A 20,037-nucleotide genomic window follows, 5' to 3' on the forward strand; every position below is an offset into this window, starting at 1 on the left:
ATCCATATATTTTTAAATATGACGTCTGCACCTAAAAGAGTATCTGATTTTTCTGCTTGGTATAATGCATTAGTCGTCCGTGCAGGTCTGGCAGAAAATGCTTCTGTACGGGGTTGTATGGTTATTAAGCCTTATGGTTATGCCATTTGGGAAAGTTTACAAACAATTTTTGATAGGGCTTTTAAGGAGACAGGCCATGTAAATGGTTACTTTCCTCTCCTGATTCCAAAGTCTTACCTGAGCAAGGAGGCCGGCCATGTGGCAGGCTTTGCCAAAGAATGTGCGGTTGTAACCCATTATCGTTTAAAGATGGCCGAAGATGGCCAAGGTGTGGTGGTCGACCCTGCGGCTAAGTTAGAGGAGGAGCTTATTGTACGCCCTACTTCAGAGGCGGTTATATGGAGCACCTACAAAAACTGGATTCAATCCTATAGGGATCTACCTATTTTACTGAATCAGTGGTGCAATGTAGTACGCTGGGAGATGCGTACAAGGCTCTTTTTACGTACCACAGAGTTTTTATGGCAAGAGGGCCATACGGCCCATGCTACGCAGGAAGAGGCTGAAAAAGAGGTTTTACAAATGTTACATTTGTATGAACGCATCGTTAGAGACTATATAGCGATCCCTTTGATCAAAGGGATAAAAACAGAAAGCGAGCGTTTTGCTGGGGCGGAAACAACCTATACCATTGAAGCGCTGATGCAGGATGGGAAAGCACTGCAAGCTGGTACCGCGCATTACCTAGGGCAACGGTTTGCGAAAGCCTTTGAGGTAACTTTTACCAATCAGGCGGGTATACGTGATTATGTATGGGGTACTTCTTGGGGCATTACTACACGGTTAATGGGTGCATTGATTATGATCCATTCGGATGACGATGGCTTAGTATTGCCGCCTAAAATTGCCCCTATACAGGTGGTGATGGTGCCGATTTATAAAACAGAGCACGAACGTACAGCCGTAATAGCCCAATTAGCTGCTTTGCAAAAACAATTAAACAGCCAAGGGGTACGTGTCAAGCTAGATGATAGGGATACCCGTAAGCCAGGGTATAAGTTTGCGGAATATGAAGAAAAGGGGGTGCCGATTCGTGTAGCCTTAGGGCCTCTTGATTTGCAAAACCATACAGTGGAATTGGCACGTAGGGATACCAAAGAAAAATGCACAATTCCTATGGGCGATTTGTCCCAACAAGTTGCGGATTGGTTGGAAATGATTCAGGCGCATATCTACGAACGGGCACTTTCCTTGCAGCAACAACGTACCCTACTGGTGGATGATTATGCTACTTTTAAAAAGCTGATGGCTACTAAAGGCGGGTTTTTACTGGCCCATTGGGATGGGACTACCGAAACAGAAGCAAAAATTAAAGCGGAAACCAAGGCCACGATCCGTTGCATCCCATTAGATGGAGATAGAACACCTGGCTATTGTATCTATTCAGGTAAACCCTCCAAAAGACGCGTCGTTTTTGCGCAGGCCTATTGATCATGTGCTCTTTTCAGACCATTTCTTGGATTGCCTTTATGGCCAACCGAGTGCGGCAACGGAATAGGCGGGCTTTTTCTGCTTCCATAGATACCATCGTAACGTTAAGCATTACGATAGGTACTGCTACTATATTGATTGCTGCAATGGTGATGTTGGGCTTTCAAAAAGCAATTAAAAAAAAACTAACTGCTTTTACTGGAGACTTTGAAATTACGAAATATAGTGGTGCCCAGAACCCTTACGCACCTACATCTGTACATGCTGCACAAGTGTGTCGTTTGATGGCTGATTTACCTGATGCGATTGAAAGCGTCACCCCATTTATCCAAAAGCCTATGCTGATCCATACAAGGGTAGGTGTAGCGGGCGTCTTATGCAAAGGCATCGATCCTAAAACATTGTCAGACTACCTCATCGCAGGTAGGTTGCCTGATCTTACCCAGAGTAAGCATCAAAATGAATGGTGTATTAGCCATCATTTGGCCCAAAAACATGCGCTTAAGCTAGGCGATAGCGTAGTGGTCCATACGGTAGATCCCAACGCACGCTACCGGAAGTTAAAGGTGGTGGGCCTCTATCGCACTTATTTAAGTGCGATAGATGAACATTTGGCTTTTTGTGACAGGCGTCTGATGCAGCGGTTAAACAATTGGTCTTCAGAAACCGTCAATGGCTATGCGATCTTTTTGAAGGACCATGTGTCCGCTACAAAAGCATTGCGAACGACTATTTTAGGGCGTATAGACGACGACTTGCGCCTGATAAGCACCCAACAGAAGTATAGTAGTTTGTATGATTGGCTGGCTATTATTCAAAAGAATACGACTATTTTTATTGTTTTTATACTATTGGTAGCGGGATGCACGATGGTAGCTACTGTTATGATTCAACTTATGGAGCGTAGCTATATGGTAGGGGTATTGAAAGTTTTGGGTGCCTATGATGGGCAGGTAGATGCGATTTTGCTCTATAATAGTTTACGGACCCTCTGTTTGGGTATGGTATATGGCAACATCTTAGGTATAGGATCTGGTTTTTTACAAGCACACTATAGGTATGTTACACTTGAACCAGCGCTCTATTACATGCGTTATGTACCTGTTTATACCCATTGGACGGTTCTTGTAATCCCGAACCTACTGATACTCGGCAGCCTCTCTGCTGCGTTATACCTTGCGATACAGCTGTTAAGGCAGAAAAGGCTTATAGAGGCGTTACAGGAAGGGTAGGTCCCTAACATCGCCAATCAAAACGACACTAAGTATCTGTTCGCATTACTGGTTAATAATGAATTGTATCCCACTTTTTTCTTGATAAAAAAGTGGACAAAAAATCAAGCCCTCGGCAAAAAGCCGCTGAAAGTGTCATCTTACAGATGGAAAAACAGGAAGCGCCCCCAAAGGGGGCTTAAAAGGAATCTGTTTTTCCTAATCATCTGTAGGATGACACTTTCTATACCGTGACTTTTTACCGAGGGCAGTTTTTTTTAACCAAAAACACCAGTGACTGGAATAGATACAAAGGGGAGGCCAGGTATGAAGCATATAACTTAGCAAAATTATAGCCAACAGATAGATGAAAGGCTTGTACATTAGGCCGAAACTCCTTTTCATAGTTTAGTAAATTATAAGGAGCCATGCCTTTTAGTTCCAGCAGCAAACCACTAGAAAACTCTAAAGAGGTGCCATATATAAAGCCATATTTAAATCTTTTTTCGCCTTTACTAAAAGGGATGTCTACAAAACCATTCGTAGATTCAACTTTGGTACCGTCCTCGAATTTTATTATTTGGACTTTTTTACCGTTAACCATTAGCTCCTGTTTTAGATCACGCTTAACAAGATAAAAACTGTGCAGCCCTACGAAAAGACGACCAAGGAAATAATCTTTTTTGAAATCTGGGCAGATCAAAGCAGTCCAGTACCATGTAAAGAGCACAGGAAGTCCAATGGTATGAGTGCATTGCAACATATTGATATTATACTTTTCTGTTCCAAAAAGAATTTGTTGTTTTATTAAACCATCAAATCTATTATACAGCAGCTCTATGCCTAATCCTATATGCCTGTTAAGGGCATACTCCATATATAAGGCATCCCCAAACCAAGGGTTCCACTTACCATATTCTAGCTTATTTTGGACTTGTCCTTAGGATTAATCTGATACTGAGTTTTTTTATTAACCTCTTTTACAGCTGTAGGGGAAAAGGTCATAAAAGAGTTAGCCGCTCCTATTTTTATACCATAGCTCCATTCATCTGCGGCAGCTTTTGGTGATGGCATAAAGGACAAAGCGATCAAAAAGGTGATGCTTTTTTTAAATGCATTCATTTTAGATCAAAGTTATTGATTGAGTGATTAAATGCTGAACTATTCGATAGAAAATAGGCAAATATTTCCACTAAGAAAAATAAATTATCTAACTATCAATCGTTTTATTCAAACTAAATACCTAAATGCCAGTCGATATGCTTTAACTTAGGTTGACTACTTCTTTAAATTCTTCATAACTGCCGGGAAATACCTTGACCTTTTTGTTTTCGATATACCAAATCTTATTGGCCACTTGTTGGATAAAATTACGGTCATGGGATACAAACAAGCAGGTGCCTTCGTATTGCTGTAGGGCTTGCCCAAGTGTATCTATAGACTGAATATCTAAATGGTTGGTGGGTTCGTCGAGTAATAGAAAGTTGGCTTGAGAAAGTAGTACAGTTGCTAAGGCCACGCGTGCTTTTTCGCCACCGGAAAGCACATCTATTTTTTTAAATACATCATCTTTGGTGAAAAGAAACATCCCAGCTATGGTACGCAACGCTTGTTCGGTACGTTCGGCTCCACTACTGCTGCTATGGGCACGCAATGCTTCTATAATGGTATGTTCTAAATTTAAGGCCTCCAACTGATGTTGGGCATAAAAAGCCATCTCCACATTATTACCCAAACTCCTTTGCTGCTGGTCAGCGGCTTCATGCTCGGCTATAATACGCAATAGGGTCGTTTTACCACGCCCATTGGCACCGATTAAAGCAATTTTATCGCCTCGGTTGATTTCTACAGTGGCATCTTTTAGAATCGATACGGAACCATAGGATTTGTTCATTTTTTCTATTACGGCAATAATCTTGCTGGGATTTTGCTTGATGGAAAACTGAAACTTAATGGTTTTACGCTGCGCAGAAGGGGCCTCTACCTTATCTACTTTATCTAATGCCTTAATCCTAGACTGAACGAGCTTGGCTTTACTGGCCTTGGCTCTAAAACGATCGATAAACTCTTGTGCGTGTTTGAGCTGTTTTTGTTGATTGGCATAGGCATTTTCCTGCAATACACTCCTTTCGGATTTTTGTATTTCGTAGTCACTGTAGTTGCCTATATAAATGGTAAATTTTTTATCGGCAATCTCTACAATTTTAGTGGTCGTACCATCTAAAAAACTTCTATCGTGTGAAACGACTATAAAGGCACTATCGTAGTTTTTTAAATAGGCTTCTACCCATTTAATGGAAACCAAATCCAAGTGGTTGGTGGGTTCATCTAATATCAACAAAGAAGGTTGCTGCAAAAGGAGCTTGGCAAACATAACCCGCATGCGCCACCCTCCTGAAAATTCAGAAAGTGAACGATCCAAATCTTTAGTGGAAAAACCCATCCCTTCTAACATTGCCTCGGTTCTGGACTGCATGTCATACCCGCCTATTCTTTCAAAGGTTTCTTGTAAATTCGATAACTGGGTCAACAAATCATCGGAATAGTTTACCTCCATCTGTTGACATAAAGCTTCAATCTTTTTTTGCGTTGCCAAGGCTTCACGGAAGGCTTCCATGGCTACATTCCGAATGGTGTCCTGGGATTGATAGGAAAGTAAGTCTTGGTTCAAAAAGCCAATGGAGCATTCTTTCCTTCGGGTTACTTTACCACTATCTGGCGTCAGGTCACCGGTGATAATCTTTAATAGAGTAGATTTTCCGGCTCCATTAGGGCCTATTAGGCCAATTTTATCTTTGGGTTTAATATGCAATGAAGCTGCATCATATAAAGTGCGCTTGCCCAAATGATAGGTAAGGTCGTTGATTACAATCATGGAATTTTATTGGCTTTTTTCGAGGGTATAGCTAGAGACCATACCGCAGGAAATGGTATGCAAACCGTTCTATGGCATAAGCTCCAAATATAAGATAATTTTCACTATTATAGCATGCTGATTACATAGTTATTTTATATAACCTAAGCCTTAACTTAGAGAGGAAAGTTAAATATTGTAGCAGTTTTTGATATATTGGGTTTTCTAAGCTATAAACCACTCTTATGAAAGAAACCACCTCAGTGATGCCCGCCCCCCCCCAACGCCCAGATTGGTTGCGGGTTAAATTACCAATAGGTAAGCACTATAGAGCGGTGCGTGCTATTGTCGATCAACACAAACTACATACCATTTGCACCAGCGGAAATTGTCCGAATATGGGCGAATGTTGGGGAGCGGGTACGGCTACTTTTATGATATTAGGGAATATTTGCACGCGCAGTTGTGGCTTTTGTGCGGTAGCTACGGGAAGACCTACGGTATATGATAAGGAAGAACCCAAACGGGTGGCACAAGCGATTCATCTGATGGGAGTGAAACATGCGGTGCTTACCTCGGTAAATAGAGACGAACTAAAGGATTGTGGCGCAGAGATTTGGTACCAAACGGTTAGGGAAATCAAGGCTTTGAACCCTACTACCACTATAGAAACGTTAATTCCAGATGTGAAGGGGATTTGGTGGGCACTAGAAAGGATGATTAGTGCGGGTCAAGAGGTGGTTTCACACAATATGGAAACGGTAGAAAGGCTCTATAAAAAAGTGCGCCCGCAGGCCAAATATGCCCGAAGCCTAGAGCAACTTAAACGGATTAAAGCATATGGGAAACGATCTAAATCGGGTATTATGCTCGGATTAGGTGAAACGGATGCAGAGGTCTATCAGGTGATGGATGACCTACGGGCGCATGGATTGGATGTCTTAACGCTGGGGCAATATCTACAACCTACCAAGCAACATCTTGAAGTGGCTGCTTTCGTACATCCAGACAAGTTTGCCCACTTTAAAGAAGAGGGACTCAAACGTGGATTTGCTTACGTGGAGTCCGGTCCACTTGTACGCTCGTCGTATCATGCAGAACGGCATCTGTAAGGCACCTTCAGCTCACAATGGAGACTTAAAGAAAATCTATACTAGTACAGAGGTTCAAAATGAAAAAGTCGCTGAAAGTGGCATCTTACAGATGATTAGGAAAAACAGTTTCCTTTGAAGCCCCCAAAGGGGGCGCTTTCTGTTTTTCCATCTGTAAGATGCCACTTTCAGCGACTTTTTTCAGGGGCGTTTTTCTTTTAACGAAAAAAAACAGTGACTGGAACAGATACTTTGGCACTTGAAGTAAAACTTTAATCCTTATCAACAGCTATAAATGGGACAGGATATTCACCATCTATAAACCGCTTTTGCACCTCTGTTCTACCATACATTTTTCCTTAAGCTGATGCGATTGCCTGAGCAAATAGGTTGCTTACTGCCCAGATGGAAGACGATATGTTATTGATATGATTTGTTGCTCAGTGCTACCTTTATTGTCAAAAACAAATTCTTCATCATTAGTAACATCACTACAAGGTTTAGCAGAAAAGCTGCAAGGCAATTTGAATCTTTTTAAGAAATCTTTTGCAAAAAGAGAGTTTTTAACATAGTTGTTAAGATCTTCATAAAAATCGCGTAATGTACTAGTACCGAATTTTTCTATAAAAGTTTCCTTATCATTGTAGCCATATACTTTTACATATTCTAGAGGAACACAATCTATTGGAATATCCTTTATTATATACGAAGAATAACCTTCTTCAAAGTCCAAAGCCGTCGTTAGTAGCTTGCGTTTAGATCTTTCCCTTTCATTATAAAAAGTATAGAATTCTCTTCTAGAAATCAAAGCTATATCCTCTATTCCAAGCATGCAAAACAAATCTTTAAAAGACTCCTTATACTCATTAGGCACCACTATAGCTCTAAGGTTTACCCTCTTGTAGTTATATTCACGATACATACTATGATCTACCAAACCAACGCCATCCCCTATAACTATTATCGGTAGATTACTTAATGTTGTATACAACTGACACATAGATTCACCACAAAACAATTTATTTAATGCTTCTATGCCTATCCCAGGTATGCCTTTACCTATTGCAAAAAGTTTTTCCTTAAACACATCATAGCTATCAGGAAAAGATTTATATGCGTTATCCAGATATAAATAATCCACGAGTTGAAAGTTCGGAGCGGAATGTTGTAAGTTCAGAATTGATACAAAATACTGGGAATCATTATGATAATAGACTTTAGATGTCGAGCACTTTGCCTCACCGGTTATGGTAGGTATGCCTCTTTTATCCCTTTCATTACTTGGTAATAATTGCTTACCTGTTAAAAGTGCCAACAAGCAACTCATACCATCAGTACCATGAGCAGAAAGAGCATCTGCATCTATTTCACTAGTTCTATCGAGACGAACCTTTATGGAGTCAGATAAAGTAACTAATGAACTATTTTCAATGCCTTGTCCCATTAAAATCAAAATTTTATCATAAAATTGCTTTAGCTCATCTACTTTTGCAGTTTCTAACCATTTTTTAGAGACACAACCAGTAGCAGAAATAAGCTCACCCTGGCTACTTTTATGTTCCACATTCATATTACTTTTGATTCTATTACATGCGGCTAAAGCCCATATAAACAAAAAATAAAAGCATAGACTTGTTAATAGGCTTTTTGTACTGCCTCTCACTTTTGAACTTACATTGGTTTTCATACAATTAATTTTTAAATCATAAGGTAACAAAAAAAACCATTTTATAGTTGATAACTTTATCTATTGCATTAGATGGGACAATATAATGTCTTTTAGACAATACTGCAAACCATTCGGCGTATCTATTCAGGAAATGGCGTCAACTTAAGGACTATCTATTCCAACAAAGAGATATTCCTTAAGTTAACGCCATTGCCCAAACAGTAAAAATGTGTAGCTAATCTATCTCTTTTTTTAACGCAACCAAGAAAGCACGTAACGCCTGTAACCGTTGCACAACATCTGCTGGTGTAATGGTAAGCGGACGACGATGTTTCTGGATTACTTTGCGTGCACCGGCTAAACTATAGCCTTTTTCTTTCACCAGTGTATAAATATAACGCAACTGAGTGATATCTTTTGTTTGATACCTTCTGGCGCCCTTGCTATTCTTGTTAGGCTGTAGAATGCCACTAAAGGCTTTTTCCCAAAAACGTATTAAAGAAGGCGCCACATCAAAATGACGCGCTACCTCCTGAATGGTAAAATATTTTTTTTGCATAAGACCTCTTTCAACCGCTATTGATAACGCTTAAGAACCAAACAGGAGGCATTATACTAGATGCATTTGAAGACGGATAGACACAGAGATAAAAATCCCAGTAGGCCATAGCAAAAAGGTCTATCTGACTCCCCCAGAGGAAACGCATACAAGCTCCTGGATATGCGCGCTAGATAAACCAGTCAGCAGCACAATATCATCTATAGGATAACCCTTTCCAATCATAGCCTTAACGATTTCTATCTTACCCTCTAGCTTGCCCTTTTCTTCCCCTATTTGGATGCCTTCGTTGCGCGCTTTCTCTATTGTACCCGCTTTTATTCTCAACCATTTCAAGCGGTCCTCATAGGCCATGCTTTCCTCCTCTGTAAAGTTTAACGTTTCTAAAACATGCAAAGCCTTTTTTAGGCTATGGTTAGCCAATGGACCGGGTAAGCGATCTTTATTGAGTAAATCATTACGGGTCAGAAAAGCGGTCCAAATGTCTAGCGCACTTTTGATCTTTTGCAATAAGGTGTCTAGCGTTTCCTTGGGATCGTTACTGAACTTAACCAGCTCTATGGTATGCAATTCTAAATCGGAAAAGTAGGCCATACCACTCTCTTTTTCCTTGATATGGAATACATTATGATACTTCGGACTATCGGTTATAGAAGTAAAGTTAAGGATATGAATCCCTATTGCTTTATTTAAAGTGGAATAAGTCTGTGAAGCCTTTAATTGATCTGTGTACAACTTGGCCCAGTAATATAAGGCACGTTTGTCATAATCTGCCTCATCTATGATTTGGATGTCTATATTAAACCTTTTCCCTGTTTCACTTACGGCTTTTACATCTAGTATAGATAACTTATCCGTTCTAAAATTTTTAGGGTTATAAGGGTTTAAGAGGGTCACATCTACCACTTGATCTGCTGGTGAAAAAGTAGCATTGATCAAGGCAATCAGCAAATCTTTATTTTCTTCTACACCAAATATTTTTTTGAAGGCTAGGTCTACTTTTGGGGTGATTTTTTCCATAGCTTATGCTCTTGCTTTAGTCGTAAATGAAACAAACGCAAGTCAACCTATAAGATAGCTTATTTTTAAATACTACCCGAAAATAAGTACACACAATCCTATGCAAAACCTGCTAAAAATTGGAGCAAAGGGCTTGTGTTGGATGGGTGGCTTGCTTACGAACCGCTTCATATTCAGCAGCAGTAAGCTCTCCTACAAAATATTGAATGGGATCAACACGATGTCTATTGCTGTATACTTCATAGTGGAGATGAGGAGCAGTTGAATCCCCTGAATTACCCACTGTACCAATCTGCTGCCCTCTGGTGATGCGCTGCCCTTGTTTAATGATTATCGTATGCATATGGGCATAATGGGTTTGAAAACCATTGCCATGCTCAATAAGAAGATGGTTCCCATATCCTTTTTTATCATTTTTAACCCACTTAACATGGCCATCCGCAGCAGCATAAATCGGTGTATGAATAGGAGCGGAAAAATCAACGCCCTCATGCATCTTACGTATATGATAGATTGGATGGGTACGCATACCAAAATGGGCTGATATTCTTTTTAAATGTTTTTTAGAAACGGGTGGAAAGGTAGGTGTGGAAGCAAGCTTAGCCATCTTATGCTTGGCAAGCTCACGTAATTGCTTGTAAGATTGCTGCTGAACCTTCAACTTACTATCGAGTTGCTCAGCTTTAGACAATGTTTGGGCAATTAATGTGTCTTTCCCCAAATGGGCATATGTATTTACACCTCCCATGCCCGCATTGCGCTCTGCAGCAGAAAGGGGGGCCGTATTCAACAATAGCCTATATAGTTCATCATCCTGCTGTTGCAAACGGGTCAAAAGGGCTACGCTACCTTCTATCTTTTTTTGTACCATATGGTAATAAGCCTTAAGCCGCTCATTCTCTTGTAGCAACTTAACCTCCGTGGGAGAAATAAAACGAACTCGATAATACCTCCCCATTAGTACCGCTAAGACGACCGAAAAAAATATATAAAGAGCACTACGTATAATAAAAGTGGATATAGATCGCTGTACACGCTCATAGCTACAAGTAGCAGGGTTATAATAATATTTGGTTCTCAGCATAAAAATATATAATTATAGAATATGTACAGCCAAACTAATTTAATTTAATAAAATTGAAGAGAATAGTCAACTATTATTTGGCTTTAAGTGGTTTTTCGTGTTATGTTTTCATCATAAGTGTGTTGCACAAGTGGTTTATTGCCTTAGAGGCACAATATAAAAAAGCGACTTTCTAATTGGTTTTTAGAAAGTCGCTCCTCATAGAAGCAGCAAAGCCTACTACTTTACTTCTTCAAATTCAGCATCTGTCACATTACTGCCACCTTCTTTCGGCTTTTCCTGTTCCCCACTGGCAGCGGATGTTGCTCCAGCAGCTTGCGATTTTTGGTAGACCTTAGCCATGACCTCACTCCAAATCTTGTTTAGCGTTTCTAATGCCTGATCAATAACAACCACCTCTTTTTCTGCATGTGCTTTTTTCAAATCTGCTAAAGCAGGTTCTATCTTTTTCCTATCTTCTGCCTCAATTTTATCTCCCAACTCTTTGAGTTGTTTTTCTACTTCAAATATAAATGAATCCGCTTGATTGACTTTATCCATTTGCTCCCTTTCTGCTTTATCTGCTGCTGCATTGACTTCTGCCTCCTCCCTCATGCGCTTGATTTCATCTTCGGTCAAACCAGATGAAGCCTCGATGCGAATTTTTTGTTCCTTGCCTGTACCCCTATCCTTTGCAGAAACATGCAATATGCCATTGGCATCTACATCAAAAGCTACCTCTATTTGTGGAACGCCCTTGGGAGCGGGTGGTATATCGGATAAGTGAAACTGACCAATGGTACGGTTGTTCTTGGCCATCGGCCTATTGCCTTGCAATACATGCACCATAACAGAAGACTGATTATCTGAAGCAGTAGAAAAAACTTCTGATTTTCTTGTCGGAATCGTAGTATTGGCTTCAATTAACTTGGTAAAAACACCACCTAATGTTTCAATGCCTAAGGATAGTGGAATAACATCGAGCAATAAAACATCTTTTACTTCTCCAGTCAACACACCGCCTTGAATAGCAGCACCTACAGCTACTACTTCATCAGGATTAACGCCCTTGGAAGGCTTTTTACCAAAAAAACGCTCTACTTCTTCTTGAATCTTTGGTATGCGGGTAGAGCCACCTACTAAAATCACCTCATGAATCTTGTTCTGTGGATCAGAGATATCGCCAAAGGCATCTTGTAAAGCTTTCCTACAAGGGGCTAAGGTACGCTTTACCAAGTCATCAACCAATTTTTCAAACTGTGACCTAGAGAGTTGTTTGACCAAATGTTTAGGGACACCATCAATAGCGGTAATGTAGGGGAGATTAATTTCTGACGTGGAGGCACTAGAAAGCTCAATTTTAGCTTTTTCAGCTGCCTCTCTTAAGCGCTGCAGGGCAGTTGGATCCTTTCTTAAATCAACACCCTCCTCCTTTTGAAAATTATCGGCAAGCCAATCTGTTATTTTTTGATCAAAATCATCTCCACCTAAATGGATGTCTCCATTGGTAGACTTTACCTCAAAAACGCCATCACCTAATTCTAGAATAGAAATATCAAAGGTACCTCCTCCAAGGTCAAATACAGCAATGGTGATATCTTTATTTTTTTTATCTAAACCATAGGCTAAAGCAGCAGCAGTTGGCTCATTGATAATACGTTTTACGGCTAAACCAGCTATTTCTCCTGCCTCTTTAGTCGCCTGTCGCTCTGCATCATTAAAGTAGGCAGGAACGGTAATCACTGCATCTGTAACGGTAGTACCTAGGTAGTCTTCCGCCGCACTTTTCATCTTTTGTAAGATAATAGCGGAAATCTCTTGAGGCGTATAGAGCCGATCACCAATCCGGACACGGACGGTATTGTTGGTACCATTTTCTACCTTATAGGCCACTTCGTTGATCTCATTGGCCACACTGTCATACCCTTTACCCATAAAACGCTTAATCGAGCTTATGGTATTATGAGGATTTATAATGGCCTGACGCTTAGCAGGATCACCTACCTTGCGTTCCCCTTTTCCACCATTTAAAAAAGCAACTACAGATGGTGTCGTTCTTTTACCTTCATTGTTAGGAATCACTACTGGTTCGTTGCCTTCCATAACGGCAACACAGGAGTTAGTGGTTCCTAAATCGATTCCAATTATTTTTCCCATATCTAATTTCTATTTTGTTTGTATTGGATCACTCCTCTTATCGTACAAAGACCTATTTAACTTTAGTGGAGGTACTACAAAGTCTATGCCAAATGCATTACCTTGCTGCAGTTTATGTCAAAATGGCATAAACTGCAGTAGGATATTGGAGCGAAAGTAGGGGTGCTATTTTGCAAAGCTTTTCTTATACTTTTCTGGATGGCTAATAATATCTCTGGCTTGCTGCAACATTTCAGTTGCATACCCCTGTTCAGCCAATATATCTATGGCAATGGTTTGATTAGAAGCACCAGGCACCACCTTATAGGTATATTTAATTTTACCATCTTTGCCCATAGATTTAATAAAAACCTTATAGTTTTTAAACCCTTTTTGAGGCTCCCGCTGCTCTAAAAGCATAACGATTGGACTATGGGTGGCGACAATATTTAGCGCGTTGCTATATTTTGCAATATAATTTAATACGGAATATAGTACTGCTGCGCCTTCTACTGGATTCGTTCCACTAAAGGGTTCATCAAAAATAGTGAAACTAAATTTTCCTTGTTTTAAATCCTCTAATAACCTTAAATGGGATTGAAATCGATCCACTTCTGCCATAAAAAGTGACTTCCCAGCTGCAATATCATCGGTAACATCGATATAGGTATTTATTTTACTAAATGGTGTCATTTCACAGGATTTGGCAGATGCAATACCAAAGGTTTGACTTAATATAACAGTTATGGCCAGACCGGTTAAAAAGGTAGATTTACCGCCTGCATTAGGACCTGTCAAAATAATATTTTGAGTTGCCCTATCCATGGTTACATCATTGCCCACTGCTTGCATAGGGGTTAACATGGGGTTCCACATTTCAACAAGCGACAAGCGAGGTTTTGTATGTGATTGAGGAGATAAGAATTTCGTAAAGGTATAGGCATGTGGCCCATTGATTGCAGCTGTTTCTTTCATAAGGGTGGCTACAGACGTAAAGGCATCTAACTCCCCTAAGGCATACATGGCATCATGGAAAACAGCTTTATGTTCGACAAAAAGCTTATAGCTAGCGAGTAGCTTACCCGCATTATTCCCTAGATAAGACCAAGAACGAAGGGGTAGTGCTTCTAAAAAACGCAATAAGTCACCTACCTCAGATGATTCGTTAATACGCGCTAATAATGTCCTTATCGGTTCAAGTTGGCCAGCATAGAGGGCTGCTACATCAGGATATTGTTCAACCAATGCATTGACTTTTTTAACCGTCATCAAAAAGGTTTGGATATCAGCCATACGCAATGCAAGGTTTTTCAATACGCCTGCATACTCCTTGTAGTTACAGTAGCCCTTATAGCCTTGGTAAAAGGAATGGAGGGTAATGAAAACAGGTATACCGTACAAAGATATAGTACCACCAGCTCCCTGACCGTCTACATTTTTTAGCTGGCTAACATGATAGATATTGTATCCAGGCAAGAACAGGGGATAAGATCGTCTAAAAAGGGTTTTAAATGAGTAATCTGTACTATTCGCAAACATATAAGACAGACCTATACTGGCAGGTCCAATTATTAGGGGATACCAAATAAAACTAGAATAAATATTCCAAACATCTCGTAGCCATAGTTTTTTGACTTGCAACACACTAGCTAATTTATTGGAAACAGCAGAACTGGTATAAAATAGTCCTGTCAAATATTTATCATACTCTTTGACATAGAGCGGCTCTGTTGCTGTCCAAAAAGAGAGCATGGCCTTTTCAGATGTTTTGTAGTTTTGCAGCTGACTTTTTAAGTCAAGATAAAGCTGGGTTTTTTGACGCAAAAAATCTATAAATCGCTGACGCTTCCTAAGGGTTTCCAGATTGGCAGTAGGTGCAGCAATAAGTGAAGCAAGCGCCGCCTCCCCTAAAACGGTAATGGTCTTGTTAATACGAGATAAAAGATGATAAGCTGGTGTAGTAGTGGTGCCACAAAACAGATGCAAGTCATTCCAAACATATGGGTTCAATAGATTGTTGCCTTGTTTATACTGATCCTCATAGTAACTACTTTTGGCAAAAATCTCATTGAATACTATATTCCGTTCTGTTCTTGGAGAAAGATGGATAGCTGTAATATCTGTATGTGATGCTTTTTCTTTTTTAGCCTGATCAGTTTTTGAAGAAGTCTTTTCTACTTCATTATCAAATGATTTTAAATAATAATTAGCTAACTGTGTAGCTATGGAAGAAGAAGCGCTAACGGTTACGGACCCTGATAAACAAAGTGCAAATGCGAGCGATGTAATGATACGCATGAAAAATTAAATTTATAATTAAACTTGTAGCTTATAGTGTATGATGGGGATAAAGTTATGTAAAAAAAAACGAATCGCATGGAGGAGCTATTGATTTAACCATACAAGCATATGGGATATCTATAATTTTATACTACATTGCATGTGCAATGTAGATCTATCAAAGCCACTATGTCCGAATATACATCTTTATCGTGGTTTAAAAAATGGTTACAAGTTATTTTTCCCGTCCAAAAAGGGGAAAAGCAAAAAATATTTCTTCTCCTTTTTTTAAAATTCCTGATTTCTTTTGTTTACTGCATTTTAGCCGCACTCAAGGATACGGTTTTGGTAACTGCAAACCACTCTGCTGCTGAGGTTATCCAGATTATAAAAGGGTCTATTATCTTTCCTATTTCGATAGGAGTGGTCTTATTGTACACAAAGCTACACAATTGTTTCAAGCAGTCTACCCTGTTTTATGGTACCATCCTCTTTTTTTTAGCGCTGATCCTTCTATATGGTTTTGTATTATATCCTAATGCCAAGCAAGTAAGCCCTTATGCACTGGCAGACTGGTTAAGCAGCTATACAGGGGGGAGAGGGATGCATTGGATTACGGTATTCCGGCATTGGATTCATGTACTATTTTTTGTAGTGGCAGAGCTTTGGGGCCAGATGGCACTGATGTTGCTCTATTGGAGTTTCGTCAATAATGTTTGTAAGGTTCAGGAGGCCAAACGGTTCTATGCTATTCTGATTGCTGCAGGGGATGTAGCGCTGATTATTACGGGACCACTGGTCCTAGCCTATACTAAAAAGTATAGCCATAGCGATTTTGTATATACCGTTCAAGCTTTAATAGGGTATGTGGCCTACTGCTGTTTAGCGATTCTTTTTACTTACTGGTTGACCAATCATATCATAAAACCCGATGGAATGCGTGTGCACCGTGATGCGCCCCCTCCAACGTTACGGCTCTCTCTATGGGATAGCCTAAAGCATGTGGCTGCTTCTCGCTATTTAAGAGATATCGCCATTATGGTGGTTGCCTGCGGGCTCTCTATAAATATTGTAGAAGGGACTTGGAAATCTTATGTAAAAGAAGCTTTCCCTAAAGCAGTAGATTACCAAAGTTTTGTATCAGAACTTAATTTTTGGACAGGGGTTATTGCCTTGGTGATCTCTCTTTTCTTTAGTGGCGGTATGCTTAGAAAATTTGGGTGGAAAGCTACTGCACGCATTGCACCCATAATCATTGGCATTATGGGTAGTCTCTTCTTTTTAATGAGTTATAGTAAAAATAATGCGCCTTGTTTAACGCATTGGGTGGGTACGAAACTGCTCCTCTACATCGTGCTCTTTGGTGGCATCCACAATATAGCCGCCAAGTCTATCAAGTATGCTTTTTTTGATAAAACGACCCAAATCGCTTATATTCCACTGGATCTAGAAAGCAAAATTAAAGGGAAAGCTGCTGTAGATCTATTGGGTTCCCGTTTGGGAAAAGCAGGATCCTCTTGGGTACAAATTGCCTTACTCGAATTCCTGCATACCAATAGCATTCAACCGCTTTCAGGGGTATTATTGATCTTTTTAATGATAACGACTATTGCTTGGTACCGCGCTACTGGTAGGGTCGATAAGCAGTTACAAATGCTGGAAGCGAAAGAAACGAAGGAAGTGTAAATACCCCGCTACAAGGCATTTTTACTTTTTTCTTGATAAAAAAGTAACAAAAAATCAAGGTATCTGTTCACGATACTGGTTAATAATGAATTTTATCCCACTTTTTTCTTAATAAAAAAAGTGGACAAAAAATCAAACCCTCGGTAAAAAGCCGCTGAAAGTGGTAGCTTACAGATGGAAAAACAGAAAGCGCCCCCAAAGGGGGCTTTAAAGGAAACTGTTTTTCCTAATCATCTGTATGATGCCACTTTCTACACCGCGCCTTTTTACAGGGGCATTTTTTTTGACGCAAAAAAACAGTGACTTGAATAGATACAATCTATATGGTTAAAGTAATGGTATATAATTCTATATTATAGAATATTATTTACTTTTTTTTTGAAAAGCAGAGGCAATCCATCCACCTCCTATTACATCTTCTCCTTCATAAAACACAGCTGCTTGGCCAGGTGTAATGGCATGAACACCAGTGCCAAAAAAGACATGCATTTGATCTCCTACCTGCTCAATAACAGCAGGAGTGCCTGGGTCATTATATCTTACCTTGGTAAGGGTATCTATCTTTTTTCCCTGGAGATCTACATACTTAGATAAGTTAAGTTGGTGTACCACCATACCTTCTCGACGCAATTGATCAAAAGTGCCCAATACCACTCGATTGGTTTCTTTTTCTATGGCGGTTACATATACTGGATAGCCTAAAGCAATAGGGACTCCTTTCCGTTGACCAACAGTATAAAAAGGATAGCCTTCATGATGCCCTACTACGGTACCATCTTCTAATACCAATTCCCCTCCTTTAACGGCTTCTTCCAATCCAGGAAGCTGTCGTTTTAAAAAACCACGGTAGTCATTATCGGGAATAAAACATATTTCATAGGATTCAGATTTATTCACCAAGTCTGTAAATCCACGTTCAGCAGCAAAGGAACGAATAAACGATTTGGTAAATCCACCGAGCGGCAATAGAGTCTTGCTCAGGCTCTCTTGAGAGACCCCCCATAGGGCATAGGATTGGTCTTTCTTAGGATCTAATCCCTTAGAAATAATATAACGCCCACCCTCTACGCGTACTTTTGCATAATGACCGGTTGCGAGATAATCACAATCTAATTTATACGCACGTTCCAAAAGGGCATCCCATTTAATATGGGTATTGCACAACACACATGGATTCGGTGTTCTACCAGCTAGGTATTCAGCTTTAAAATGGTCAATGACATGCCCTCCAAATGCCGCTCTTATATCCACCACAATATGAGGGAAACCCAACTCAACCGCTACATTTCTTGCATCATTGATGGCATCTAAGCTGCAACAGCCTGTCTCTTTTTTCTTGCCACCACTACCGGCATAACTCCATGTTTTCATAGTAATGCCTACTACTTCATACCCCTGCTCATGCAACATCATAGCGGTTACAGAACTGTCTATACCCCCACTCATGGCTACCAACACACGGCCTTTTGTACGCATTTTAAGTAAATCTGTTATGAATTGAATGCCTATTCAGGCTAAAGTTGCTAAAGCATACAAATATAAAAAGATATCGCAGGATTAGCTTATCGGAATCTACGAAATAGACACCCCAATGGGTAGAAGTTATAGCAAAAGAAAGCATTACCTAAACAACGGTTATATTGCAAAATCAACTTTTTCTTTCTAAGCTCTTATAGGCGGTTAGTCCCTGTAACTATAGTCGTTGGCTTAAGACAACGGTATATGGCGAGGTGCTGCTATCCGCTGTGACGCCTTAGCCTGCACAAAATGCAGAGTGCGTTTCACTGTTGATAAATAATAATGTTGCGTATCTGTTCACGATACTGGTTAATAATGAATTGTATCCCCCTTTTTTCTTGATAAAAAAGTGGACAAAAAATCAAGCCCCCGGCAAAAAGCCACTAAAAGTGGCAGCTTACAGATGGAAAAACAGAAAGCGCCCCCTGCGGGGGCTTCAAAAGAAACTGTTCTTCCTAATCATCTGTAAGCTGGGACTTTCTATACCGCGCCTTTTTACATGGGCGGTTTTTTTTGACGCAAAAAAACAGTGAGTTGAACAGATAACTAATAAAAACCACTGCGCTGAACACACAGCTTACTTTCAGGTAGCGTGGATACAGGCCGTAAGGTAGTTATTTACTCCCCTATGCCAATGCGTTTGAATGCCGTAACGGTCAAAGATGGGGCAATGATTGTCAGGTATTGGGCCACAGTCAACTTACCATTTTTTACAAATGGCTGCTGCAAGAGGGTGTTTTCTTGAAAAAACTTATGCAACCTACCTTGTGTTATCTTCTCGGCTTTAACACCATCATACCCTTCATCCATAAGCTGCGCTTGGATAACGGCCGCTTCCCTTTCTACAACAGCTGGGTCCACTTGATCTTTATCCACCGCTAGTGGATGCATGGCCGCTATCTGCATAGCTACATCTCTACCTGCAGCGATTACCGCCTCCCCCTGGGCACCTTGTAAGGCTACTAAAACGGCTAACCGATTACCTGTATGAATGTAGGGAACCGTTACCGCACCAGCTAAGGTGACATAAGTAGAAAGCGTAATTTTTTCACCCGTGGTGCCAGCAAATGAGACAATAGCCTCTTGAACCGTCCCATCGCCCAATGGTAAGGCATGCAGCGCTGCTACAGTACCCGGCTTGTGTGCTACTGCCACCTCCAAGATGGTTTTACCCAATTGCACAAATAATTCATTTTTAGCCACAAAGTCAGTCTCACAGTTCAATACCAATAAAAACGACTCCCTATGATCCAAGCTTGCACAAGCAAAAACAGTGCCCTCACTGGCATGATGGGACGCGCGGTCTGCACATATTTTTTGCCCTTTCTTTCTAAGTAAATCAATGGCTTGCTCCAGATTACCCCCTGCCTCAATCAACGCTTTCTTACAATCCATCATCCCTGCACCGGTCTTTTTTCTTAGTGCAGCTACCTCTTGTGCTGTAACCATCATATATTAT

General features: G+C 40.3%; 15 protein-coding genes. 4 read left to right on the forward strand and 11 right to left on the reverse strand.

Annotated features, from left to right (window positions below):
- The first annotated feature begins 18 nt into the window (after window positions 1-18).
- Both proS and NLX65_RS00340 read left to right on the forward strand, forming a co-directional pair.
- On the forward strand, window positions 19-1,491 hold the full coding sequence (proS, locus tag NLX65_RS00335; protein WP_260535917.1) for a proline--tRNA ligase: 1,473 nt from the start codon (window positions 19-21) through the stop codon (window positions 1,489-1,491).
- Between the two features lie 2 nt (window positions 1,492-1,493).
- On the forward strand, window positions 1,494-2,723 hold the full coding sequence (locus NLX65_RS00340) for an ABC transporter permease (RefSeq protein WP_260535919.1): 1,230 nt from the start codon (window positions 1,494-1,496) through the stop codon (window positions 2,721-2,723).
- A 238-nt stretch (window positions 2,724-2,961) separates the two neighbouring features.
- Here NLX65_RS00340 and NLX65_RS00345 read toward each other — a convergent pair whose 3' ends face one another.
- The 3 genes from NLX65_RS00345 to NLX65_RS00355 all read right to left on the reverse strand — a co-directional run bounded on the left by NLX65_RS00345 (window position 2,962) and on the right by NLX65_RS00355 (window position 5,577).
- On the reverse strand, window positions 2,962-3,579 hold the full coding sequence (locus tag NLX65_RS00345; protein ID WP_260535921.1) for a hypothetical protein: 618 nt from the start codon (window positions 3,577-3,579) through the stop codon (window positions 2,962-2,964).
- Window positions 3,580-3,620: 41 nt separating this feature from the next.
- Window positions 3,621-3,824, reverse strand: coding sequence for a hypothetical protein (locus NLX65_RS00350; RefSeq protein WP_260535923.1), 204 nt, complete (start codon window positions 3,822-3,824; stop codon window positions 3,621-3,623).
- Between the two features lie 142 nt (window positions 3,825-3,966).
- Window positions 3,967-5,577, reverse strand: coding sequence for an ABC-F family ATP-binding cassette domain-containing protein (locus NLX65_RS00355; protein WP_260535925.1), 1,611 nt, complete (start codon window positions 5,575-5,577; stop codon window positions 3,967-3,969).
- A 224-nt stretch (window positions 5,578-5,801) separates the two neighbouring features.
- Here NLX65_RS00355 and lipA point away from each other — a divergent pair, with 224 nt between their 5' ends.
- Window positions 5,802-6,668, forward strand: coding sequence for a lipoyl synthase (lipA, locus tag NLX65_RS00360; RefSeq protein WP_260535927.1), 867 nt, complete (start codon window positions 5,802-5,804; stop codon window positions 6,666-6,668).
- Between the two features lie 373 nt (window positions 6,669-7,041).
- Here the strand turns inward: lipA and NLX65_RS00365 are convergent, their stop codons facing one another.
- The 6 genes from NLX65_RS00365 to NLX65_RS00390 form a co-directional block, all read right to left on the reverse strand.
- A complete protein-coding gene (locus NLX65_RS00365; RefSeq protein ID WP_260535929.1) occupies window positions 7,042-8,334 on the reverse strand; it encodes a hypothetical protein in 1,293 nt (430 codons plus the stop codon).
- Window positions 8,335-8,551: 217 nt separating this feature from the next.
- A complete protein-coding gene (locus NLX65_RS00370) occupies window positions 8,552-8,875 on the reverse strand; it encodes a MerR family transcriptional regulator (RefSeq protein ID WP_260535931.1) in 324 nt (107 codons plus the stop codon).
- Window positions 8,876-8,995: 120 nt separating this feature from the next.
- Complete coding sequence (locus NLX65_RS00375) at window positions 8,996-9,895, reverse strand: Rpn family recombination-promoting nuclease/putative transposase (protein WP_260535933.1); 900 nt, start codon at window positions 9,893-9,895, stop codon at window positions 8,996-8,998.
- A gap of 112 nt (window positions 9,896-10,007) precedes the next feature.
- On the reverse strand, window positions 10,008-10,979 hold the full coding sequence (locus NLX65_RS00380) for a M23 family metallopeptidase (protein WP_260535935.1): 972 nt from the start codon (window positions 10,977-10,979) through the stop codon (window positions 10,008-10,010).
- Window positions 10,980-11,198: 219 nt separating this feature from the next.
- Window positions 11,199-13,115, reverse strand: a complete 1,917-nt coding sequence (dnaK, locus tag NLX65_RS00385; protein ID WP_260535937.1) for a molecular chaperone DnaK — start codon at window positions 13,113-13,115, stop codon at window positions 11,199-11,201.
- A gap of 165 nt (window positions 13,116-13,280) precedes the next feature.
- Window positions 13,281-15,392: a MutS-related protein gene (locus NLX65_RS00390; protein ID WP_260535939.1), complete on the reverse strand. Its 2,112-nt coding sequence runs from the start codon at window positions 15,390-15,392 to the stop codon at window positions 13,281-13,283.
- Window positions 15,393-15,563: 171 nt separating this feature from the next.
- On the opposite strand from NLX65_RS00390, the gene NLX65_RS00395 reads away from it, so the two are divergent.
- Complete coding sequence (locus NLX65_RS00395; protein ID WP_260535941.1) at window positions 15,564-17,060, forward strand: NTP/NDP exchange transporter; 1,497 nt, start codon at window positions 15,564-15,566, stop codon at window positions 17,058-17,060.
- Between the two features lie 363 nt (window positions 17,061-17,423).
- Here the strand turns inward: NLX65_RS00395 and mnmA are convergent, their stop codons facing one another.
- Both mnmA and tsf read right to left on the reverse strand, forming a co-directional pair.
- Window positions 17,424-18,536, reverse strand: coding sequence for a tRNA 2-thiouridine(34) synthase MnmA (mnmA, locus tag NLX65_RS00400; RefSeq protein ID WP_260535944.1), 1,113 nt, complete (start codon window positions 18,534-18,536; stop codon window positions 17,424-17,426).
- 660 nt (window positions 18,537-19,196) lie between these two features.
- Window positions 19,197-20,030, reverse strand: a complete 834-nt coding sequence (tsf, locus tag NLX65_RS00405) for a translation elongation factor Ts (RefSeq protein WP_260535946.1) — start codon at window positions 20,028-20,030, stop codon at window positions 19,197-19,199.
- Window positions 20,031-20,037 lie beyond the last annotated feature (7 nt).

It is taken from the genome of Candidatus Cardinium sp. TP (genome assembly GCF_025215055.1).
In the GTDB taxonomy this organism is placed as follows: Bacteria; Bacteroidota; Bacteroidia; order Cytophagales; family Amoebophilaceae; genus Cardinium.